This window comes from Sphaerisporangium sp. NBC_01403 (assembly GCF_045040145.1).
Classification (GTDB): domain Bacteria; phylum Actinomycetota; class Actinomycetes; order Streptosporangiales; family Streptosporangiaceae; genus Sphaerisporangium; species Sphaerisporangium viridialbum.
The window spans coordinates 8,477,084-8,498,669 of record NZ_CP109534.1 but is presented as its reverse complement, the minus strand read 5'-3'; the positions used below and the strand labels follow the sequence as shown (position 1 = coordinate 8,498,669).

17 protein-coding genes and 1 riboswitch are annotated in these 21,586 nt (G+C 70.6%); of the genes, 11 read left to right on the top strand and 6 right to left on the bottom strand.

Features of this window, described 5'->3' with window-relative positions; genetic code table 11:
- The first annotated feature begins 7 nt into the window (after positions 1-7).
- A complete protein-coding gene (locus OG589_RS38220) occupies positions 8-1,948 on the top strand; it encodes a glycosyltransferase (protein WP_405143368.1) in 1,941 nt (646 codons plus the stop codon).
- Positions 1,945-3,567 carry a glycosyltransferase gene (locus OG589_RS38215; protein WP_405143366.1) on the top strand — a complete coding sequence of 541 codons (1,623 nt, stop codon included), beginning with the start codon at positions 1,945-1,947 and terminating at the stop codon, positions 3,565-3,567. Before OG589_RS38220 ends, OG589_RS38215 begins: the two co-directional genes overlap by 4 nt.
- Position 3,568: 1 nt before the next feature.
- Here OG589_RS38215 and OG589_RS38210 read toward each other — a convergent pair whose 3' ends face one another.
- Positions 3,569-4,369, bottom strand: coding sequence for a polysaccharide deacetylase family protein (locus tag OG589_RS38210; protein WP_405143365.1), 801 nt, complete (start codon positions 4,367-4,369; stop codon positions 3,569-3,571).
- 127 nt (positions 4,370-4,496) lie between these two features.
- Between OG589_RS38210 and OG589_RS38205 the strand changes: the two genes are divergently transcribed.
- Together OG589_RS38205 and OG589_RS38200 are read left to right on the top strand one after the other, a co-directional pair.
- Positions 4,497-4,916: a DUF3151 domain-containing protein gene (locus OG589_RS38205; protein WP_405143364.1), complete on the top strand. Its 420-nt coding sequence runs from the start codon at positions 4,497-4,499 to the stop codon at positions 4,914-4,916.
- A gap of 102 nt (positions 4,917-5,018) precedes the next feature.
- Positions 5,019-6,305, top strand: coding sequence for an adenylosuccinate synthase (locus OG589_RS38200; RefSeq protein ID WP_405143363.1), 1,287 nt, complete (start codon positions 5,019-5,021; stop codon positions 6,303-6,305).
- Here the strand turns inward: OG589_RS38200 and OG589_RS38195 are convergent.
- The 3 genes from OG589_RS38195 to OG589_RS38185 all read right to left on the bottom strand — a co-directional run bounded on the left by OG589_RS38195 (position 6,302) and on the right by OG589_RS38185 (position 9,880).
- Positions 6,302-8,035 (bottom strand): heparinase II/III family protein, encoded by a 1,734-nt coding sequence (locus tag OG589_RS38195; RefSeq protein WP_405143362.1) that lies wholly within the window; start codon positions 8,033-8,035, stop codon positions 6,302-6,304. The genes OG589_RS38200 and OG589_RS38195 overlap by 4 nt on opposite strands.
- Positions 8,036-8,317: 282 nt before the next feature.
- A complete protein-coding gene (locus OG589_RS38190; protein WP_405143361.1) occupies positions 8,318-8,497 on the bottom strand; it encodes a hypothetical protein in 180 nt (59 codons plus the stop codon).
- 120 nt (positions 8,498-8,617) lie between these two features.
- Positions 8,618-9,880, bottom strand: coding sequence for a glycosyltransferase family 4 protein (locus tag OG589_RS38185; RefSeq protein ID WP_405143359.1), 1,263 nt, complete (start codon positions 9,878-9,880; stop codon positions 8,618-8,620).
- 503 nt (positions 9,881-10,383) lie between these two features.
- On the opposite strand from OG589_RS38185, the gene OG589_RS38180 reads away from it, so the two are divergent.
- The 4 genes from OG589_RS38180 to tenA all read left to right on the top strand — a co-directional run bounded on the left by OG589_RS38180 (position 10,384) and on the right by tenA (position 14,172).
- Complete coding sequence (locus tag OG589_RS38180; protein WP_405143358.1) at positions 10,384-11,304, top strand: glycerophosphodiester phosphodiesterase family protein; 921 nt, start codon at positions 10,384-10,386, stop codon at positions 11,302-11,304.
- Between the two features lie 60 nt (positions 11,305-11,364).
- A complete protein-coding gene (locus tag OG589_RS38175) occupies positions 11,365-12,195 on the top strand; it encodes a hypothetical protein (RefSeq protein ID WP_405143356.1) in 831 nt (276 codons plus the stop codon).
- Positions 12,182-13,336: a helix-turn-helix domain-containing protein gene (locus OG589_RS38170; protein ID WP_405143354.1), complete on the top strand. Its 1,155-nt coding sequence runs from the start codon at positions 12,182-12,184 to the stop codon at positions 13,334-13,336. Before OG589_RS38175 ends, OG589_RS38170 begins: the two co-directional genes overlap by 14 nt.
- Positions 13,337-13,384: 48 nt before the next feature.
- Positions 13,385-13,496: riboswitch (TPP riboswitch) on the top strand.
- Positions 13,489-14,172: a thiaminase II gene (tenA, locus tag OG589_RS38165; RefSeq protein ID WP_405143352.1), complete on the top strand. Its 684-nt coding sequence runs from the start codon at positions 13,489-13,491 to the stop codon at positions 14,170-14,172. Its footprint overlaps the riboswitch before it by 8 nt.
- A 25-nt stretch (positions 14,173-14,197) precedes the next feature.
- Here the strand turns inward: tenA and OG589_RS38160 are convergent, their stop codons facing one another.
- Together OG589_RS38160 and corA are read right to left on the bottom strand one after the other, a co-directional pair.
- Positions 14,198-16,093 carry a DUF222 domain-containing protein gene (locus OG589_RS38160; RefSeq protein ID WP_405143350.1) on the bottom strand — a complete coding sequence of 632 codons (1,896 nt, stop codon included), beginning with the start codon at positions 16,091-16,093 and terminating at the stop codon, positions 14,198-14,200.
- Positions 16,094-16,256: 163 nt separating this feature from the next.
- Positions 16,257-17,390, bottom strand: a complete 1,134-nt coding sequence (gene corA, locus OG589_RS38155; protein WP_405143349.1) for a magnesium/cobalt transporter CorA — start codon at positions 17,388-17,390, stop codon at positions 16,257-16,259.
- Between the two features lie 403 nt (positions 17,391-17,793).
- Here corA and purD point away from each other — a divergent pair, with 403 nt between their 5' ends.
- From purD to murA, 3 genes are all read left to right on the top strand, one after another.
- Positions 17,794-19,026, top strand: a complete 1,233-nt coding sequence (gene purD, locus OG589_RS38150; protein ID WP_405143348.1) for a phosphoribosylamine--glycine ligase — start codon at positions 17,794-17,796, stop codon at positions 19,024-19,026.
- Between the two features lie 72 nt (positions 19,027-19,098).
- Complete coding sequence (locus OG589_RS38145; protein WP_405143347.1) at positions 19,099-20,157, top strand: hypothetical protein; 1,059 nt, start codon at positions 19,099-19,101, stop codon at positions 20,155-20,157.
- Between the two features lie 141 nt (positions 20,158-20,298).
- The gene (murA, locus tag OG589_RS38140) at positions 20,299-21,570 is read left to right on the top strand and encodes a UDP-N-acetylglucosamine 1-carboxyvinyltransferase (RefSeq protein WP_405143346.1); all 1,272 of its coding nucleotides are present in this window, start codon (positions 20,299-20,301) and stop codon (positions 21,568-21,570) included.
- Positions 21,571-21,586: the final 16 nt, after the last annotated feature.

The following is a 21,586-nucleotide window of genomic DNA, read 5'->3' as shown; positions in this document are numbered from 1 at the left end:
GCCGGGGATGACGGCCGCGCTCGTGTCGGCCGGGATGACGGCCGAGCTGAGCAGGGCGGGCGGGAAGGTCGCCGTGGCCGTCGCCGGGGTGGACGCCGGCGACCTCGACGGCCTGCTCCCCGGCGTGGCCTTCGAGGCGGCCGACCTGGACAGCATGGGCCCCGAGCCGTGGGTCACCTCCGATCCGTCGGCCGTCGTGGTGGTCGCGGGCACCCCCACCGACCTGCGCAGGGCCGTGACGCTGGGTGGAGCGCTCCCGTCGGCCCTCTGGGTGGGCGTGATCGTCGTGGAGGCGCCGCCGTGGTGCGAGGCCCCGGGCGTCCCGCTGTCGCCGGGCCTCGGCCGGCGCTTCCTGCGCGACGTGGGCATCAGCCGGTACGGCCGCACGGGCTGGCGGGTCAAGGTGCGCTTCTCCCAGCCGCAGCCCGCCGGGGAGGTCGCGGCGGCCGTGGCGAGGAGCTTCGGCGGCCACCATCTGAACGGCTACGCGCTTCCCATGGCCGGGCTGGCCGGTCCCGGGCTCGCGGGCTGGCGGCCCGGCGACCCCAACGTGACCTTCGCGGACGGGCGCGGCCCCGTTCCCGACCGCTCCGACGTGCCCACCGCCGACCTCGCGATCCGCGCCGTGCCGGTGGCTCCTGCGCAGGAGGTCCCCTGGACCGACGGCCGGGTCCCGGCCGTCGACCACCCGGCGGACGCCACCTGGGAGCGCTTCGGCTCCCCCGGCGGCTACGAGGCGCTGCGAAACGCGATCTTCGAACCGGACTCCGTGCCTCCCGTCGACGAACGGTCGGTCAACCCGCGCGGCTACCTCAAGTCGCCGGCGGGCGAGGTGGCCGATCTCGCCCAGCACGACGGCCGCTGGGAGATCCGCGCCGAGGGCAAGACGCTCGTGCGCCTGGCCGCGTCCGGGGGCGTGACCGACGCCGACGCCGCCCGCCTGCGGCGCCTGCGCGCCGTCCGCGTCGACTGGCGGCCCGCCCACACCGGGCCGATCGCCGCCGTCCGCGCCGTGGCCGGTCTGGCCGCCGCGGGGGTGCCGCTGCTGTCGAGCCCGCCGCCCGGCTGGGCGGCCCGGGCGCTCGGGCCTGAGCTGGCGGCGCGGCTGAGCGCCGCGTCCGAGCACGAGCTGGCCGACGCCCTGAGCCGTGAGGAGCACAGCGTACGGCTGCGCAGGCTGGCCCTTTCGACCCACGGGACCGTGGCGCGATGGCGCTCGCTCGCCGCGCGTGCCGGGATCGCCCTCCCCGCGAAGCCCACGATCTCGGTCATCATGTGCACCCGGCGCAACGACCTGGTGCCCTTCGCGCTCGGCCAGATCGCCAGGCAGCGGGGGGTCGACCTGGAGGTCGTCCTGACGCTGCACGGGGTGCCCGCCACCGCTCCCGACGTCGTGCGGGCGGTCGAGGCCTTCGACCGCCCGATCACGGTCGTCGAGGCGGACGCGAGCCTGCCGTTCGGCATCGTGCTCAACCAGGCTGCGGAGCGTGCGACCGGCACGTTCCTCAGCAAGTGGGACGACGACGACTGGTACGGCCCCGACCACCTGGCCGACATGATGCTCGCCCAGTCGTACTCGGGGGCCGAGCTGGTGGGCGCGGCCTCGGAGTTCTTCTACCTCCAGAAGATCGACGTGACCATCCGCCGCGACTGGAGCAGCGAGACGATGTCCAACCACGTGGCGGGCGGCACGTTCGTGGTGTCGCGCTCGGCGTTCGAGTCCGTCGGAGGCTTCCGTCCGGTCGCGCGGTCGGTGGACGTCCAGTTCTTCCAGAGCCTGCTCAGAGCCGGCGGCGCCATCTACCGGACGCACGGCCTGGGTTTCGTCGCGCGCAGGGCGGCGAGAGGCATGCACACCTGGCAGGAGCCGGTCGGGTACTTCCTGGCCAGGGCCAAGGACCAGTGGCGGGGATTTCGGCCCAGCGGACTGATGGAGTTGGAACAGTGACACAGCCGACCGAGCACGGGGCCCCGCCGGCCCAGCCGAGGATCCGGCACAACGACTACGGGGTGCTGAGGCCGCCCGCGCCCGGCGCCTGGCAGCCCCGGCTCTCGGTGAGCGTGGTGATCGCGGCCTACGGCCACCAGGACAAGCTCGACCTGACCCTCGCCGCCCTCGCCGCGCAGAGCTACCCCCGGCATCTGATGGAGGTCGTGGTCGTCGATGACGGGACCGTTCCCGCCCTCCGCCTCCCCGAGATCGTCCCGGACAACACCCGGTTGATCACCACGGAACCGGGCTCGCGCGGCCGGTCCGACGCCCGCAACGCCGGGCTGGCGATCGCGGGCGGCGACGTCGTCCACTGGCTGGACGCCGACATGGTGACCTTCCACGACGAGGTCGAGGCGCACATGCGCTGGCACCACCTCGCCGGATACCTCGTGGTGATGGGCTACGTGCGGTACGTCGACCACCGGCCGGGCACCCCGGTCCCCGCGGACGTGCACGCGGCGGTCTCGGCGGGGGCCACGGAGAAGCTCTTCGACGAGGCCGCGAGCGAGCCGCACAGCTGGATCGTCGACCTGGCCGAACGCACCGACGGCCTCCGCACGGCGGGCGACTCGGCGTACCGCGTCCACGTGACCAACGCCGCCTCGGTGAACGCCCGGCTGCTGCGCGAGGCGGGGCCGCTGGACACCGGCCTGGTGCTCGGCGAGGACACCGAGCTGGGCTACCGGCTCGCCCAGGCCGGCGCGGCGTTCGTGCTGGCCCCCGAGGCCCGCAGCCGCCATCTCGGCACCTCGATGATGATGCGCGACGGGGAGCAGGTCAGGCGGTACAACCAGGTCTTCGTGCCCGACCACATCCCGCACATGCGGTGGCTGCGCACCCACCCGCGCCGCCAGTGGCTGGTCCCCTACGCCGAGGTGGTCGTCGAGGTCGAGGGCGCGCCGTACGAGGACACCAGGGCGACCGTGGACGGCTTCCTCGCCAGCTCGTTGAACGACATCCAGATCACGCTGGTGGGCCCGTGGGGCTCCGTCGAGGAGGACAGGCGCAACCCGCTGGACAACCCCCGGCTCGACCTGCTGCTCCTCCGGGGGCTCTATCGCGGCGACCCCCGGGTCCGGTACGCCGAGCGGGTGCCCGCCACGGCGGCGCCCTCGTCGTTCCGCATGCGTTGCCCCGCCGGGTGGGTGCCGGGTCAGGAGACGCTGCGGCGGGTGGTGGAGCAGGCGGTCGAGCACGGGCACGGGCTGGTCAACATCGCCCTCGACGAGACCGACGAGGTGATCACGGCCCGCCTGGAGCACACCGGCGCCTTCGCCAGGGCCTCGCTCGTGCGGGCCGAGGACGAGCCTCTGGACGCCGCCGTCCACGACGTGTACGGCACGCACTGGCTGGACGGCAGGACCATGGGCTTCCTGCCCGCGGCCGAGGCCGAGCCCCCGAGGCGCGGCAAGAGCGAGGATCCGGCCCTCAAGCGGGAGGTGGCCAAGCTGCGGGCCGAGAACGCCCTCCTCGCCGAGCGCCTCGCCGCCCTGGACGGCGAGGCCTCCGCCCGCGACCAGGCCACCGCTTCCCGCCAAGGAGGCCCGAAAGCCCTGCTCAGGCGCCTGCGCTGACCTACGGAGCGGGGCGGAGGCCGCCGCCGACGATGTCGCCGAACAGGCGGACGGTGACCCCGCTGCCCGCGACCCAGCCCAGGAAGTCGTCCAGCACCTGCGGCCTCACCCCGAACTCGTCACAGGTGTCGCAGACGTTGTGGAACTGGTAGGTCACCAGGCCGCCCCCGCGCTTCTCCGCCTGGAGCACGTAGGACTTGAGGACGTCCAGCGTCACCGACCGGCGTACGGCGGGCAGCGTGCGCAGATGGTAGGCGTCCGTCACCTTCACGTCCTCGTACCGGGCACACTTCGGGCAGGCGTCGCTCGGCGGGGCGATGCCGCCCGATCTCCGCCCGCTGTTGTAGCCGCAGCTCCGGACCACGTCGACGGTCGCGGCGTCGAACATGCCGTACGGGTAGGCGAAGGAGCGCGGCTTGTAGCCCATGGCCAGCAGGGCACGGCGGTCGTCGCAGATCTCGCGGCGCTTGCCGGCCGCCGAGAGCGTGGGCAGGCGGGGGTGGGTGAGGGTGTGGCCGCCGATCTCGTTGCCCGAGGCGGCCAGCCCGTCCACCTGCGCCTTCGTGAGCCGCTTCGGCCGGCCGAGGAAGTCGCTGTTGATGTAGAACGTGCCAACGAGATGGTGCTTGCGTAGAAGATCAGCCGCGACCGCCTGGGTGGCCCAGGCGTCGTCGAAGGTCAGGGACACGACGGTCTTCGCCGCGTCCGGGGGGTTCTGGCGTGCTTCTCCGCCGCAGGCCGTCACCAGCGCCAGCAGCCCCGCCAGTGTCACGGCGACGCACCGGGAGGCTGAGTGGGTCACGTCCTCTGCTCCTTTGTGAGTCCTTGCACACGCAACCGGGTCACCGTATCGGACAAATTTCGGCTTTCCCCATGTATCGCAGAAGGGAGTATGACCAGACGGGCGGAACACAGGTAAGACTGTGCTCATGGAAACGCACGAGAACCTTCTCGCCGGGCCACCGCCCACCCAGCTTCCGGACAACCCGGAGGCCAGGGAGGCCCTGGAATCCGGTGCCAAGGCCAGTGACGTCGCCGCGCGCTTCCCCGCCTACACGGCGGCCTGGGCGGCGCTCGCCGACGAATACTTCACCGCCGGCCACGCGGTCACCTCCTACGCCTTCGCCCGCACCGGCTACCATCGTGGCCTTGACCAGCTACGACGCGCGGGCTGGAAGGGTCACGGCCCCATCCCCTGGGAGCACGAGCCCAACAGGGGGTTCCTCCGCTGCCTCAACGCGCTCGGGCGTGCGGCCCAGGCGATCGGTGAGAAGGATGAGGCCGAGAGGTGCGCACAGTTCCTCCGTGAAAGTAGCCCAGAAGCGGTAAAGGTGCTCACTTCCCAGTAAGCCGCGCTTGGGCGGCATCAGCCTGCTCGGGTAGTCTCTCAACGCAAGAGCCCCTGTCGCGCTTGCGCCAGGGGTTTCGTTTTTGTTGCGCGGGAGTTAACCATGCCGGCTGTCGTTCTCGTGGGCGCCCAGTGGGGCGATGAGGGCAAGGGTAAGGCCACCGACCTCCTTGGCGGTCAGGTCGACTACGTCGTCCGCTACCAGGGCGGTAACAACGCGGGTCACACCGTCGTCATCGGCGACCAGAAGTACGCGCTGCATCTGCTGCCGACCGGCGTGCTGTCGCCGGACGTCGTCCCCGTGATCGGCAACGGCGTCGTGATCGACCCCGGGGTGCTGCTGGCGGAGATCGACGGGCTGAAGGAACGCGGCATCTCCTGCGACCGGCTGCTGATCTCGGCCAGCGCGCATTTGATCATGCCGCACCACAAGGCCCTGGACAAGGTCACCGAGCGCTACCTCGGCAAGGCCCGCATCGGCACCACGGGGCGGGGCATCGGCCCCGCGTACGGCGACAAGATCGCGCGCATGGGCGTGCGGGTGCAGGACCTGCTCGACCCGGGCATCCTCGGCAAGAAGATCGAGGTCGCGCTGAACGAGAAGAACCAGGTGCTGACCAAGGTCTACAACCGCAGGGGCATCGACCCCGCGAAGGTCCTCGAGGAGTACCTCGGGTACGCCGAGCGGCTCAAGCCGCACATCGCCGACACCTCCCTGATCCTGAACAAGGCGCTGGACGACCACAAGGTCGTGCTGCTGGAGGGCGGCCAGGGCAACCTGCTCGACATCGACCACGGCACCTACCCGTTCGTGACGTCCTCCTCGCCGACGTCGGGCGGCGCGTGCATCGGCTCTGGCATCCCGCCGACCCGGCTCACCCGGGTGATCGGCATCCTGAAGGCCTACACCACGCGCGTCGGCTCGGGCCCGTTCCCGACCGAGCTGACCGACGAGATGGGCGACTGGCTGCGCACTACCGGCGGCGAGTACGGCGTGACGACCGGCCGCAACCGCCGCTGCGGATGGTTCGACGCGATCATCGCCAGGTACGCCACCAGGATCAACGGCGTGACCGACTTCTTCCTCACCAAGCTGGACGTGCTGTCCGGCCTGGAGCGGATCCCGGTCTGCGTCGCGTACGAGGTGGACGGCGTGCGCCACGACGAGATCCCGATGACGCAGACCGACTTCCACCACGCCAAGCCGGTCTACGAGGAGTTCCCCGGCTGGCAGGAGGACATCACCGAGGCGAAGTCCTTCGACGACCTGCCGAAGAACGCCCAGGACTACGTGCGGGCGCTGGAGGAGCTGAGCGGCGCGCCGATCTCCGCCATCGGCGTCGGCCCCGGCCGCACCCAGACCCTCTCCCTGAGGCCCTTGATCTCCTAGTCACGTCCTGATGCGGGAGCTTCGAACGAGACGGGGCCCTTGGGGGTCTGGACGGTGATCCTCTCTCCTGAGCAGGTGGGCTGGGGGTCTCCGGTGCCGGGGACGAGTACGGTCAGCACCGCAGCCGCCGGAGGGGAGATCACCGTGGGGGCCGGTGTCTCCTTCAGGTAGGACGGCGAGATCCAGCCCTGGTACGGGGCGGTCTCTCCGGTCTGCACCGATTGTCCGGTGAGCGGGCGGCAGGACGGCATGGCCAACTGGACGAGTGTCGCCTTCCACCCGGTCGACGCCTTGTCGGCGAACACCACTGCGCCGCCCTGGTTCGAGAGCACCTCCAGTGATGGGGCGAAGTGCCAGATCGGGCCCACCCGGGACCCCGCCGGCACCGAGTCGAGTACGGCCAGCACGTCCGCGCCATGATTCACCAGGACCGACCGGGTGCGGCCGACGCCGTACGCGTGATCGCTCAGCCGGTACGACTGGCGGGTCTCGCCGATGGATCGGGAGACAAGGGCGGTCGGCGTCCCTGTACGGAACCTCGCGCCGGCCACGACCGGCACGTTGTGGGCCTCCGGCGACGTCGTCCAGCGCTGGTAAGGCACCTTCTCGTAGGAGTGGAAGCCCGCCTCGACGAGGATGTCCCGTCCCTGGGCGTGGTAGGTGACGCCCAGGTGATCCTCATGGCCGTGGAACCTCTGCCCGGGCCCGAACCTGATCGAGTAGTACGCCGAGTCCTCCCAGTCCCATGCGGTCCGGCCGAAGACGTAGCCGCCGTCGAACACCTTCACCCTGGCGGCATCGTGCGAGTACCCCTTCGGGCGCAGGTCGGCCGGGCTGTCCCCGAGCGGCACCAGGCGCCCGTCGGGCTGGGTGGCATGGCTGACGTACGTCTCCAGGGCCCGCCGCCGCCCGCTGATCTCGTCCGGTACGGCGGTGTGGCAGTCCCTGAGCGTGGTCATCACGACGCCCAGGCGCTCGTGGACGTACAGCCCGTACCTCGGGGCCTGTTCCTGCAGCACCCCCTGCGCGTCGATGGCGAGCCGCGTGTAGGCGATCACCCTCTCCAGGACCAGATCCTTCATGCCCTGGTCCTCCAGCCGGCAGCCGATGCTCAACAGCGCGATGTCCTGGTCCAGGCCGTGGTTGTGTCCCTGCTTGTGCAGCTTCGGGTCGGACAGGACGGCCGCGTGGTCGACCAGGCTCGCGGCAAGCCAGCCGTCCTTGACGTACCTGCTCAGGCACACCAGGACGGGCGCGCGTAACGCGATCGCGTGCTCGGCCCACGCCCACTCGCTGATGCCCCGCCCGCCGCGCGGGTTGTCGCGTACCCAGTCTTCGGCGATCTCGACGGCCCTCCGGAGATAGGCGGCCCGTTTGCTCGTCTCGTAGGCGAGGAGGAGGTTGCCGATCCATCGCAGGGAGTGGAAGTTCAGCGCCCAGGAGCGGTTGTGGTACGGGTCGAGGCGCCAGTCGATGTTCTTGCCGATCGAGACCGGCGGGAATCCGGTGAGTGGGACGAGGCCCTTCATCACCTGCGAGGCCGGGACACGGTCGGCATGGTCGATCCGGCATCTCACGTCGGCCGCGCTGGCCGCCAGGGACGGTGTCGGCGACTGCGCCACCTTCGTCACGCAGGCGACGACGAGCCCGGCGAGGAGGACGATGGCGAGCGCCAGCTCGCGGGCGCGCCCGCCTGCTGTGCTGGGACAGGAGCGATCCTGGTGGGCCATGGGGGTCTCTTTCGCTGAGGCGAGCAGGCCCTTCAGGCGCGGCAGACCCCCCGGAACCTCGGGAACTCGGGAAAGGGGCATGCCGAAGGCCGGCATGTCTTCGCGCGCCTCCGCGCGTAGGGAAGACAGGCCGCTGAAGGACCGGTGTGGGAAGGCGATACGGGCCGCCGCATGGTGGGGTCAGGCCGCGCGGCCGGTGAGATCAAATCGAGGGGCTACGAGGTCAGGTCACCCCCATGCCGGACGGGGCCGAGGTCAACCGATGCGGGACGGGTGGCCGGCTTAGCGCCGGGCGCCGAGGTCGGCGAGGAGTTCGTCCCATTCGGCGAGAGCCCGGTATGCGGCGGCACGCACCTTCGGCGGCGCGGGCACCTCCAGCACCAGGTTCTGGGACAGGACTTCCGCCACGCTGTACTCCCGATACTCGGAAGGAGCCGTCGTCTTCTCGAGCGTCTTCCGCACCCACGCCCGGCTTCCACCATCGGCGCCGGCCCAGGCCGCACCCAGACCCTTTACCTGAGGAAAAGGAGGCAGGGCCGTGTCCGGGGTACGGTCGGCCCCGCCTCGGCCGATAGGCGTCTCTCATCGCTGTCGTGGGGGCCCGGCCGAAAGGTCAGTGAGGAGCGCGTCCCAGCGGGCCCCGACGACGCCGAGGTCGTACGTCCTGGCCGTGCGCAGGGCGTTCGCGCCGAGCTCGCGGCGCAGGTCCTCGTCCTCGATGAGGCGGCGGATGCCCTCGCCGAGGGCGGCGGCCTTCTTGGAGGTGACGAGCAGGCCGTCGTGGCCGTCCGTGATGATCTCCCGGGGGCCGAGCGGGCAGTCGAAGCTGACGACCGGCAGGCCCTTGCTCATCGCCTCCAGGATCGTCATGCCGAAGCCCTCATAACGCGAGCTGACGGCGTAGATCGACGCCTTGGACAGCTCGACCCCGACGCTGGCCGTGCTGCCCATCAGGAAGGCCTTGTCCGCCAGGCCGGCCTCGTCGATCCGGGCCTGAAGGCGGTCGGTCTTCTCCCGGGTCCCCCGCCCGTAGATCCGCAGGACCCAGTCGGGGTGGATCTCGGCCACGGTCTTCCACGCGTAGACGAGCCGGTCGAAGCCCTTGGCGTGGACCAGCCGGCCCATGCCGACCACGGTCTTCTCCTCCAGGCGCGAGACGCGGCCGTCTAGCGGCGGTACGGCGTTGGGGATGCGCAGCAGGCGTCCCGGCGGGTCGGCCTTCAGCAGCTTGGCGTACTGCGCCAGGTCGGCCTCGGTCAGCGTGACGAACGCGTCGAACCTGCCGTACCTCCTCTTGAAGAGGCTCCGCATGGCCGGCGAGTGGACGGCGAGGGTGACGTGCTCCTGGCCGATCGCGATGACGCCGGGAGGGACGAACAGGGCCGTCAGCAGCGTGAACGCGGGACGCGTGGCGATGATCACGCCGCCGCGAAGCGACCTGAGGTACGCGATCAGGCGTAGCTCGGTCCAGAGGGTGAACGAGTGCTTGGCCCTCTCGTCCGCCGGCACGAACCCGCCCGGAAAGCGGGAGAGCACGCGGGCCGCCCACCCCTGGGGCGCGGTCCGATCGTCCAGGAACGTGACGCGCACGCCGGGCGGGAGGTCGAAGAACGGGCTCTCCGCCGTCCTGATGGCGCTCACGATCTCCACGTCGCGCTCCCGCGCGAGGTGGCCTGCCAGGTTGAACACGGTCCTGATGGTGCCGCCCATGCCGTAGGCGTGCAGTAACAGGATGCGCACGGTTCCGGTGTCCGGCGGCGCCGCCCGGCGGGCTCTTCGTGCGTTCAGCATCTTCAACAGCCACAGCGCGGCGCGCGCCGGGTACCTTCTGACGTTCTTAAACAAGCGCTTGCTCCAAGCAAGGAGAGCGGCGGGCGGGCGATGGCGAGAACGCGAGATCCACACGCTCGCCCGGTGCCCGGACGACGGTGAAGGAGGCCCGCCGCCGGGCCACCGGAATGCGCGGTGAGGTTCAGCGGTGGCGCCGGCCGGGCGTCACCGTCCCCCCGCGGAAAGTGATGAAGGGCCGCCGTGGGGTCAGCCGGTGACTCCCCCGAGGAGGGGAACGGAGGGATCCATCCACATCCGTCCATATCGGGTGCCCGAGGCGGATACCGCCGCCCTGCGGTTGTCAACCTTCATGCAATTGCCCCCTTTTTGCTGACATGGAATTAGAGGTGCTGTTCGCACCATAGGTTTATAACGATTAGATATCCGTTAACCGCACGTCTGCGTTTGTTAACCGAACGATCCGGACACCGGCCGGATCACGGAGCTGTCGGCTCCAGGAGACCCGCGCGGCCCCGCCTGAACATGGGCAAGGCACGCGGACGATAGGGTGCGCCATTGTGCAGGTGGAGATACACGGCCACCGGGGGGCGCGGGGCCTACGCCCGGAGAACACCCTCCCCGGCATGGCCCACACGCTGGAGCTCGGCGTCCACGCGATCGAGTTCGACGTCGCGCTGACCGCCGACGGGCAGCTCGTGCTTACCCATGATCTGACCGTGTCGGCCGTGACCAGCGCGGACACCGTCCCCGCGATGCCGGGGGACCCCGCGTTCCCCTACGTCGGCAAGCCCATCCGCTCCCTGTCCCTCGCCCAGCTGCGCACCCTCGACGTGGGAGTGCGCCACCCGAAGAGCGATGCCGACCGGTTCGTCCGCACGCAGGTCCCGATCCCCGGCACGCGCATGCCCACGCTCGGGGCCGTGCTCGGCCTGGTGGGCGCGTACGGCGCCGACGGCGTGCGGCTGAACGTCGAGCTGAAGTCCGACCCGACCCGGCCCGACCTCTCGGCCGATCCGCAGCGGCTCACCGAGCTGGTGGTGGCCGAGCTCGACCGGCACAACCGGCTGGACGGCGCGGCGATCCTCAGCTTCGACTGGCGCGTCCTGCGTGTCGCCCGCGATCTCGTGGCCACGCGCTACGCCCTGGTCGAGAAGGCGACGCTCAGGCCCGAATGGCTCGGCCTCCGCTACGAGGAGGACTTCGGCGGCGACATCGCCGCGGCGGCGGCCTCGATCGGGGCCACCACTCTGTCCCCCGACCGGGTGCTGGTCGACGACGAGCTGATGGCCCGCGCGGCGACGGCTCGGCTCCCGGTCGCGGTGTGGACGGTCAACGACCCCGACGAGGCGTCGCGCATGATCGACCTCGGAATCGCGGGCATCGTCACCGACTACCCCGACCGGATGCGCGAGCTGTGGGCGCGACGCGGCCTTTCCCTCCCCAAGCCCGCCGCCGCCCTCCGCCACGCACCCGCCTGAGGAGTGCTCGCGGGAGTATCGTGCGGAGAACTGAAGTGGCGGCGCCAGGGGAGGTCACCGATGCAGGGGGAGCCACAGATTTCGAGCTGGGCGGCCGAGCGGTTCGGTGAGCGCGCCGCGTCCGTGCGGGGGCAGCTCGCCGCGTCCCTCCTGGAGGCCGCCGGCAACGCCCAGGATGCCCAGAAGTCCTCCAGAAGCGACAAACGGTACGCCTACGGCTCCACCCTCATGGCGCGACGCTACGAGGCCCTCGTCGACGGCTTCAAGAACGACCCGGGCTTCCAGGTCGTCAGGCCGTACGGCTCGCCCCACCATCTGGTCGTGCTCAACGGCAACCTGCTGCTGCCCTTCCGCTACGCCGAGGACGACACGACTCCGATCAGCGAGGCGCGGGTCAGCGACGGGCGCGTCTCCGCGCTCGTCCGCGAGCTCTTCACCCGCTTCGGCCCCAAGACCACCTACCACCAGGAGACGCTCGACCTCGCGCTCGCGAGCGACGACGAGGAGGCCCAGCTCGCCGAGCTGACCGCCGCGCGCCCCCTGCTCGCGCAGCTCCCCGACGACACGCGCCTCATCCCCGTGGCCTACGCCGCCAACGCGCAGGCGAGCCTGCTGAAGCTCTACTGGGGAGAGGCGGAGCTGATCGACGACATGGGGCGCGTCCACTGGGTCCACTGCGAGCAGATCCCCCTGCTCACCGCCCTGCCGTGGGTGTCGCAGGGTCTTCCTGTGGCCGAGCCCGACGTGGCCGAGCGCTTCGACCGAGGCGCGGAGCCCGACCTCACGCTCGTCCGCCGTCCCGCGGTCGAGCGCCGCAATGCGATGATCTTCCCCGTGAACAGCGAGACCACCGACGAACACCCGATCGCCGACGCCGATGAGCGACCGTAAGAACGACCGTGGAGGACCGAGCCCACAGGCCGTGGCCGACGCCTTCGACCAGGCGCGGCTGACCCAGGCGCGGCGGCTGGCGGGGATGACCAAGAAGGACCTCGCCGAGCGGGTGGGCGTCACCCCCGCGGCGGTGGGGCAGTACGAGACGGGCATGACCCACCCCCGTCCCGACCTCATCCCGCGCCTCGCCGGCGCCCTCGGCGTTCCGTTGGCGTTCTTCCTGTCCGGCCGGCCGCACGCCAAGCTCGACGGGTCCATGGCCCACTTCCGCAGCCTCCGCTCCACCCGGGTCCACCAGCGGGCCAAGGCCGCCGCGTTCGTCGAGCAGGTCTGGGAGCTGACCCACGCGCTGGAGAAGCGCGTACGGCTGCCGCACGTCGACCTGCCGGGCTTCTCGGGCGGCGAGGTGCACTCGGGGGTCGAGCTGCCACGCGACCCGGCCGCCGCCGCCCGGGAGCTTCGGCGGCACTGGGGGCTCGGCACCGGGCCGATCTCGCATCTCGTCCGCCACATGGAGGCCCACGGCATCGTCGTGGTCCTGCCCCCGCCCGACGAGGACGCCACCACGGTCGACGCCTTCTCGACCTCGCAGTTGCCCCGGCCGATCGTCGTCCTGACGGCCAACCGCTTCGACGACATCCACCGCTACCGCTTCACCGCCGCCCACGAGCTCGGCCATCTCGTCCTGCACGGCGACACGGCCGCCGGGGACGTCCAGCAGGAGCGCGAGGCCGACACGTTCGCGGCCGAGTTCCTGACCCCGCGCGACAGCATCCTGCCCGAGCTTCCCCGGCGCCTCGACCTGCGCCGGCTGGCCGAGCTCAAGCACGTGTGGGGCGTCTCGATCAGCTCACTGCTCTACCGCTGCCGCGAGGTCGGGCTGCTCTCGGACTCCTCGGCGAGCCGGGCGTACCAACGTCTCGGCGCCCTCCGCGACCAGCCGGGCTTCGCCAGCGAGCCCATCACCGGCTACCCGGGGGAGCACCCGGTGCTCCTGCGGCAGGCCTTCGACCTGGCGGCGGCGGACACCGACCTCACCATGGCCACACTCGCCACCCAGCTCGCGTGGCCACTCCCCCGCGTACGAGAGCTCCTCGGCATCCGCGACCAACGCCCCAAACTGGTGATCGTCCCCTGATGGCGATCCCCCCTGAACCGTTGCGGCAACGGGGTGCGTTAGCCTCGACCACGACATCGCGGGAGTCCGGCGCACCGGGCTGAGAGTGCGGCTGGCGCGGCCGCAGACCGCTCGAACCTGACCGGGTCATGCCGGCGTAGGGAGTTGTTGTGATGACGACGTTCGAGCCGACCGTTTCTTACAGCGAAGAGCTGTGGGAGGCCATCCAGCCGATCTACACCGCGATCCTGGACCATCCGTTCATCACCGGGCTGGTCGACGGCACGCTGCCGCGTGAGGCCTTCCGGCACTTCGTGGTGCAGGACTCCCACTACCTGCGGGACTACGCGCGGGCGCTGGCCCTGTGCGCCGCCAAGGCACCGACCGAGGACGACGTACGGGCCTTCGCGAGCGACGCGGTGGGGGCGATCGCGGCGGAGCAGGACATGCACGCGGAGTTCATGGCCCAGCTCGGCGGCTCGTCGGCACAGGCCGCGGAGCTACCGGTGGGCCCGACCACCCGCGCGTACACGAGCTACCTGCTGGCCACCGTGTACGGCGGGTCGTTCCTCGACGGCCTGGCCGCGGTGCTGCCCTGCTACTGGATCTACGCCCGCGTCGGCGAGGCGCTGCTGGCCAAGTCGTCACCCGACCCTCTCTACCGGCGCTGGATCGCCACCTACGGCGACGAGGCCTTCCAGAGCGTCGTCCGCCGCGTGGTGGCCCTGACCGACCGAGCCGGGGAAGAGTCCACCCCCCGCCAGCGCCTCCGAGCCCAGGAACACTTCATCACCACCTCCCGCTACGAATGGATGTTCTGGAACGCCGCCTGGCACCAGGAATCCTGGCCCATCTGAAGGTGGCTGGGCGGCCTTGCGGTGATTATGGTGACCCGGTTTGGTAGATGTCGCCGGTTCGGGTTAGCCATACCAGCCGGCCGGGGCGTGACTGGTGGACATGGACGCCGGGCACGGTGCCCTTGATGCGGTGGTGGCGCCGGTGGAGCGCGGCCAGGTTGCCATAGGCGGTGGGTCCACCCTGATCGTAGGCACGGGTGTGGTCCACGTCGGCGCTCCACGCCGAGTGGTTGCACGAGGGCGCCAGGCAAGTACCATCACGCGCTCTGACCTTGGCGTCCAACGTCGCGGATGGACGGTAGCCGGCTTCGGACGGGGGAAGATCGTCTACTTGCCGGACCGCTTTGAGGACGGGCACGATCTGCGCACGGGCGGCTCCGGTGACAGCGATCTCCCCGTGCAGCACGATCTGGCCCTCGGGGTCGCGGGTGGCGACCCAGCGCCGGGCATGACCGGCCAACTCCCGCGCCTGCGATGCGGTCACCAGCCCGAACCCCTGCACCTGCCCGGGCCATTCAGCCTCGCCGTTCCAGGTCGCGTACGGCATGGCCAGCCAGTGCGTGCGCCGTACGGCAGCTCCAGCCACAGCGACCGGCACACCTCCCGCCACAACGGCCCGCAAGGCTCCCGCCGTAGCGGCCGGCACCCTTGTCGACTGGACCGGCTCCACGCGACCAGCGGCGCGTTCATCGACCACCCCGTCCTCCTCCCCAGCAGTGGCAGGACCCCCGTCACCGGTCTCCACCCGGTCGGGATCACCGGTTTCCTCCCGGTCAGCACCCACATCGTCGGGCATGGGCCCAGACGGCCACGGCACCTGATCCGGTTCGCGCTCTTGCCTCTGCGAGGTCTCGTGGTGCTGTTCCCCTTCTCGCGCGGGCGAAGGCGAACTGGGGTCATGGCCCAGGATGAGGGAGTAGGCGGTGATCAGTCGTAGCTGGGGCAGCGGACGCGGATCACCGGCGTCCTTGGCCGCCTTGGCCAGCGCGTCCACCCGAGCCGAAGCCGCCAAAGCCCACGCCACCGACGACCCCACCAACGCCAGCGTCGCAGTGCCGTCCTCCTGGTTACGCCACACCGCGACATGCGCCCGGTTCTCCGCGTCCCGGCGCTTCTTGTCGGCCAACTCCGGATCGGCCTGCACCGCCAACCGTGTGATCCGTGCCCGCAACTGGCTGGAGGTCAGCTCACCGGCCACCCCCAGCACCGCCGCCTGAACCCTCCTGGCAGCCTCCGCATCAAGCAGCGACGTGCCGTTCACCAATGCCAGCACCTTCGGCACATCCACCACCCCGCACCGCAGCAGGGCGAGCATCTCCGGGAACCGATCGGTCAACGCCTGCCCCAAAGACATGAGCTGAGCGCTGCCGGCCGAGGTGATGCGCAACTTGGCGGCGATCTCCTCGATCACACACGCCTGGGACAACTCGACCAGATCCCGCGAGGCGGCAATCGGCCGGCCATGCTCGTCACGGACCGGACGACCATGCAACTCCACCGCCGCCATCAACTGCGCCGCCTCAGCCCAGCAGGCCACCCGCCGCGCAGCCGCCAGCACATCGAGAACCTGCGAATCGGCCATCACCGAAAGACACGGCAGCGCCCGCTCGATGCCCGCCGCCACCTGCCCGCCCGGAGCCACCCCAGCCACCTCGGCGAACGGCTCCTCATACGACTGCAACGGCGGCACCACCGGCGAAACAGCCTCCGCGGTACCCGCCGCCCCCTCGGCGTCGGGTTCAGGATCACCAATGGCGCTCCGGTCCAGCAGGCTCTCCGACATGCGATCGGTTGCAGGACCAAAAGTGGGGATCTGATCGAACAGCTCAGGATCATCCCACCAGGGCATGTCGGCGCAGGTGCCGGCGAGAGCCACTCCGACGGCATCGCCACTGAAGACGTGCTCGGTGGCGCGACTCATCAGGCACCACCTCCCCCTCTCTCTCAGCCACCCCAATGATATCCCAACACGCTCGAACACACTTACGACCATTGCCGCAAACCTGACAAATCAAATCAGAGACTCGAATATTCGTTTGAGTGACGAGTCCTGCCTGCACACCCGTGCCCCGCGGTGCGACGGATCAGAGCCAGCTGTTGCGGCGGAAGCCTCGGTAGAGCAGGGAGCAGATGACGAGCATGACGCCGATCACGAGGGGGTAGCCCCACATGGCGGACAGCTCGGGCATGTGCTTGAAGTTCATGCCGTAGATGCCGGCGATCATCGTGGGCACCGAGATGATCGCCACCCACGCGGAGATCTTGCGCATGTCCTCGTTGGCCAGGGCGTTGGACCTGGCGAGCGCGGCCTGCAGGATGGAGTTGCACAGCTCGTTCGACGACTCCACCTGCTCGCAGACCCGCGAGAGGTGGTCGACGACGTCACGGAAGTACTCGCGCATCTCGGAGGGGATCATGCGGCGCGTCGGCAGGGCTCCCAGCGGCGTCTGGAGCGGGGTGACCGCGCGCTTCATCTCGATCATCTCGCGCTTGAGCTGGTAGATGCGGCCGATGTCGCGCGAGCTGACGTCGGCGAAGACGGCCGCCTCGACCTCCTCCAGCTCGGCCTGCATCAGGTCGGCGACCGAGAGGTACTTGTCCACGACGAAGTCGGCGATGGCGTGCAGCACGCCCGCCGGACCGCGGGCCAGCAGCTTGGGCTTGTCCTCAAGGCGGCCTCGGACCTCGGAGAGCGGGCAGTGCTCGCCGTGGCGCACGGTGACCACGAAGTCGGGGCCGACGAACACCATGATCTCGCCGGTGGCGATGATCTCGCTGGAGGCGGTCAGCTCGTCGTGGTCGAGGTAGGCGATGGTCTTGAGGACGACGAAGAGGGAGTCGCCGTAACGCTCGACCTTGGGGCGCTGGTGGGCCTTGATGGCGTCCTCGACGGCGAGGGGGTGCAGCCCGAAGACCTCGGCCAGCCACTCGACCTCGGGGGCCTCCGGCTCGTGCAGCCCGACCCAGACGTACGCGTCGTTGATCTCGGAGGAGGCGTTGTGCTCGCGGACGAGGCCGACGGCCTCCGGGATGCCGGAGACGTGGACGCGCTTGCCGGCGACATAGGCGCCGAACTCCACGAGTGAGTCACTGGGCGGCACGCATCGGCCGTTCATGGTCTCGCGGCGCACCGCACCGACCGACGACGAGGCGCCGAGCCGGACGTGAGTGGTGCGCGGGTGGAGGTTGATCCGCTGGAAAAGCGTGGACGAGCGCATGGCGGTCCCTTCCCGCCCGACCTCGCGGAACCAACGCGCAAGAAAGTAAGAATGCGACAGTCGTCACAGGTAAATAGGCGCGCGTGGCTCTCAGTCGGACACCGAATTGGAGTGGTCGGGTTTGCGCACGATGTACGTGCGCGAGCACGTACTGCTGGGATCACCAGAAGTCATCCCGATTCCACCTCCAATCGCTAAGAGACGGCCCAAAGCTGCCCCAACTTACCACAGCGAGGCTTCGATACCTAGCCTACACGGCCATTGGATTGCTCGATCATGTGGAAGTCGACAAAGCCTCTTCGCCTGCTGCGCATTACCCGCCGGGAAACGCCAGGAACGCCTTCCACCTGCGCGGACGCCGCCGCCGTCCGGCTACCCCAGGCCCGACCCGTAGACTCCCCAGGTGCGCGTTCTTGTGATTGGATCCGGTGGCCGTGAGCATGCCCTGTGCCGGGCGCTCGGGCTCGACCCCGCCGTCTCCGAGCTCCACTGTGCTCCCGGCAACGCCGGCATCGCCTCGGTGGCGACGACGCATCCCGTCGTGCCCACCGACCCCGAGCAGGTCACGGCGCTGGCCGTACGGCTGGGCGCCGAGCTGGTCGTCGTCGGGCCGGAGGCGCCGCTGGTGGCCGGCGTGGCCGACGCCGTGCGGGCGGCGGGCATCGCCTGCTTCGGCCCGTCCAAGGAGGCGGCGCGCATCGAGGGTTCCAAGGCGTTCGCCAAGGACATCATGGTGTCCGCGGGCGTGCCGACCGCGGGAGCGCGCGTGTGCACGACGCCAGAGGAGGCCGAGGCCGCGCTCGACGAGTTCGGCGCGCCGTACGTCGTGAAGGACGACGGGCTGGCCGCGGGCAAGGGCGTCGTGGTGACCTCCGACCGCGCGGAGGCGCTGGCGCACGCGGCGGCCTGCGAGCGCGTGGTCGTGGAGGAGTTCCTCGACGGTCCCGAGGTGTCGCTGTTCGCCCTGTGCGACGGCACGACCGCCGTGCCGCTTCAGCCCGCGCAGGACTTCAAGCGCGCCTACGACGGCGACGAGGGCCCCAACACCGGCGGCATGGGCGCCTACACGCCGCTGCCGTGGGCGCCGGCCGGGCTCACCGAGCAGGTCATGGCCGAGGTCGTGCTCCCGACCATCCGCGAGCTCGCGCGGCGCGGCACGCCGTACACCGGGGTGCTGTACGCCGGGCTCGCCCTCACCGGGGCGGGGCCGAGGGTCATCGAGTTCAACGCGCGCTTCGGCGACCCGGAGACCCAGGTCGTGCTCGACCGCCTGGAGACGCCGCTCGCCGGTCTGCTGCACGCCTGCGCCACCGGCACGCTGGACGCGCAGCCCGCGCCGCGCTACCGCGAGGGCGCGGCGGTGACCGTCGTCATCGCGGCCGAGAACTACCCGGCCGACCCGGTCAAGGGCGACCGCGTCGAGGGCCTCGCGCCTTCGGTGAAGGACGCGTACGTCATCCACGCCGGCACCGCGCTCGACGCGGAGGGCAGGGTCGTGTCGGCGGGCGGGCGGGTGCTCAGCGTCGTCGGCACGGGTCCCGACATCGCGGCGGCGCGCGCCGCCGCGTACGAGCAGGTGGGGCGCATCACGTTGCGCGGCTCGCACCACCGCTCCGACATCGCGGCCCGGGCCTAGCCACGCGAAAGGGGTAGCGCCCGACGGGGAGATCGCGATAAGCCGTGGGCAGAGCGAATCCCTGGAGGGCGTATGGCAGCCGACCCGGCCGTGCACGACAGCGAGGCGCCGCCCCTTGGCACCGCGCCCGCCGCGAGCCAGGGGGAGGTGCTGCGCTGGCCGGGCGTGTGGCGCATCCACATCGCCTCGCGCGGCGAGGAGATCCAGGCGGACGCCGGCCGGTGCCTGCTCTCGCGCACGGGTGAGCCGGGTCTCGAAGTGCTGCACGCCACGATCGAGCGCCACCTCGCGACGGCCGCGCAGTACGCGAGGGATCGGCAGGGCTGGCGGCGCTGGCTGACCGGGCAGGCCATCGAGGGCGCCTGGGCGAACATCTACGGCGCCACCATCCTGCTGTACGGGCTGCTCCCCGCGAACGAGCTCAACGCCCGTGCCCCCGAGGTGCTCGCGACCGGCCGCGCGTACCTCCCTCCGGACGATCCCCGTCTCAGCCGGCTCGCCGCGCGCGCGGCCGCGGGCGACATCGACGAGCGCGACCGGGCGTTGCTGCAGTCGGTGCTGAGGGCCGGCTACAACGCGGCCTCCATCGAGAGCGGCAGGGTGCGCAGCTTCCGCAACATGCTGCTCGGCGGGGTGGTCATCCTCACGCTCATCGTCGCCGGGCTGGTCGCGATCGGCTCGGCCTGGCCGCAGGCGATCCCGATGTGCGGGAACGGGACGCTGCTCGCGAGCTTCGGGCCGAGGGACAACCAGGTGTGCCCGGCGGGCCACGGCGGCCCGACTAGCGGCGACGTACCGCTGGTCGCGCTCATGGGGGTGCTCGGCGCGGCCCTCGCGACCGCCGCCAGCCTGTCCACCCGCTCGGAGCTGTCCACGCGGTACTCCCTGGCGGTCGCGCAGAACCTGCTCAAGGCGCCGGCGGGCGTGGCCACCGCCATCCTGGGCCTGCTCATCCTGAACTCGGGGTTCGTGCCGGGATTCGCCGGCCTGAGCTCGCAGACCTCGATCCTGGTGTGGGCGATGGTGTTCGGATACGCGCAGCAGGTGGTGACGCGATTCGTGGACCAACGCGCGAACACCTTGCTGCACGCGGCCTCGCCGAACGCGCCGACGAACCCTCCCTCGCGCTGAGTGATCTGCGCTTTCCTGGGCAGCTCAGTGAAGTCAAACTGGCCGGGCCATCATCCCGAAAGAGCTACTGTGGGCGGATAACTTTGCCGCCGTCCGCTTGACCAGGCGCGTCATTTCCCAGATTTCGAGGAGCCTCATCATATGGTTCGTTACCGCGTGCGCGGTGGCAACGCCCTGCGCGGAACCGCCTTCATCCAGGGAGCCAAGAACGCCGTGCTCCCGATGATCGGCGCGGCTCTGCTCGCCGCCGAGGGCCGTACGGTCCTCCGCAACGTCCCGATAATCGAAGACGTCCGGCGGGCGATCGAACTGGCCGAGGCCGTGGGCGCCAAGGTGGAGCTGCACGAGGCCGAGCGCACTCTGGTCATCGACGCGTCGCGGCTCACCAGCGCCGTGCTGCCGGCCGAGATCGCCCGCAGGTTCCGCGGGTCCGTGCTGTTCGTTCCCGCGCTGCTGCACCGCCTGGGCGAGGCCATCATCGAGGGCGTCGGCGGGTGCAACCTCGGCAGCCGCAACCTCGACTTCCACTACCTGGGCTACAAGCGGCTCGGCGCGGTCGTGGACGAGGGCGAGAGCGTCATCCACGTCAAGGCCGCCGGGCTCACCGGCGCCCCCCTCTACCTCGACACGCCCTCTCACACGGGCACGGAGAACCTCATCATGGCGGCGGCCCTCGCCAAGGGCACCACCATCATCGAGAACGCCGCGCTCGAGCCCGAGGTGCTCGACGTCATCGACATGCTCACCAAGATGGGCGCCCGCATCAGCGGCGGCGGCACCGGCTTCATCACCGTCGAGGGCGTCGACGAGCTCACCGCCGTGGAGCACCGCGTCATGCCCGACCGCCTCGACGCGGGCGTGTTCGCGATGGCCGCCGCCATCACGGGCGGCGAGGTCAACCTCGTCGGGGCGTCCCTGGAGCACCTCGGCGTGGTGCGGTGGAAGCTCGAGCAGATGGGCGTCGAGTTCGCCACCGACGGCGCGGTGCTCAACGTGCGGCGCGACCGGCCGCTCCGGCCGATCAACGTCATCACCGACACCTACCCCGGCTTCGCCACCGACCTGCAGTCTCCGATCATGACGGTGGCGTGCCTGGCCGACGGGGCGAGCTACATCCACGAGCGCATCTTCGACGGGCGCTTCGCGCTGGCCGGCGAGCTCAACAAGATGGGCGCCCACATCGAGGTCGAGGGCAGCCGCGCGGTCGTCCACGGCCACACCTCGCTGACGGGCACCGACGTGACGGCGCACGATCTGCGCTCCGGCATCGCGCTGGTGCTCGCGGGGCTGGCCGCCGATGGCGAGACCGTCGTCTCGCCCGGATATCTCATCGACCGTGGCCACCACGACCTCGCGGCGCGTATGAAGGCCCTTGGCGGAGATGTGGTAAGAGAGATTTCCTCTACGTCGTGACTGGGCCCGTAAACCG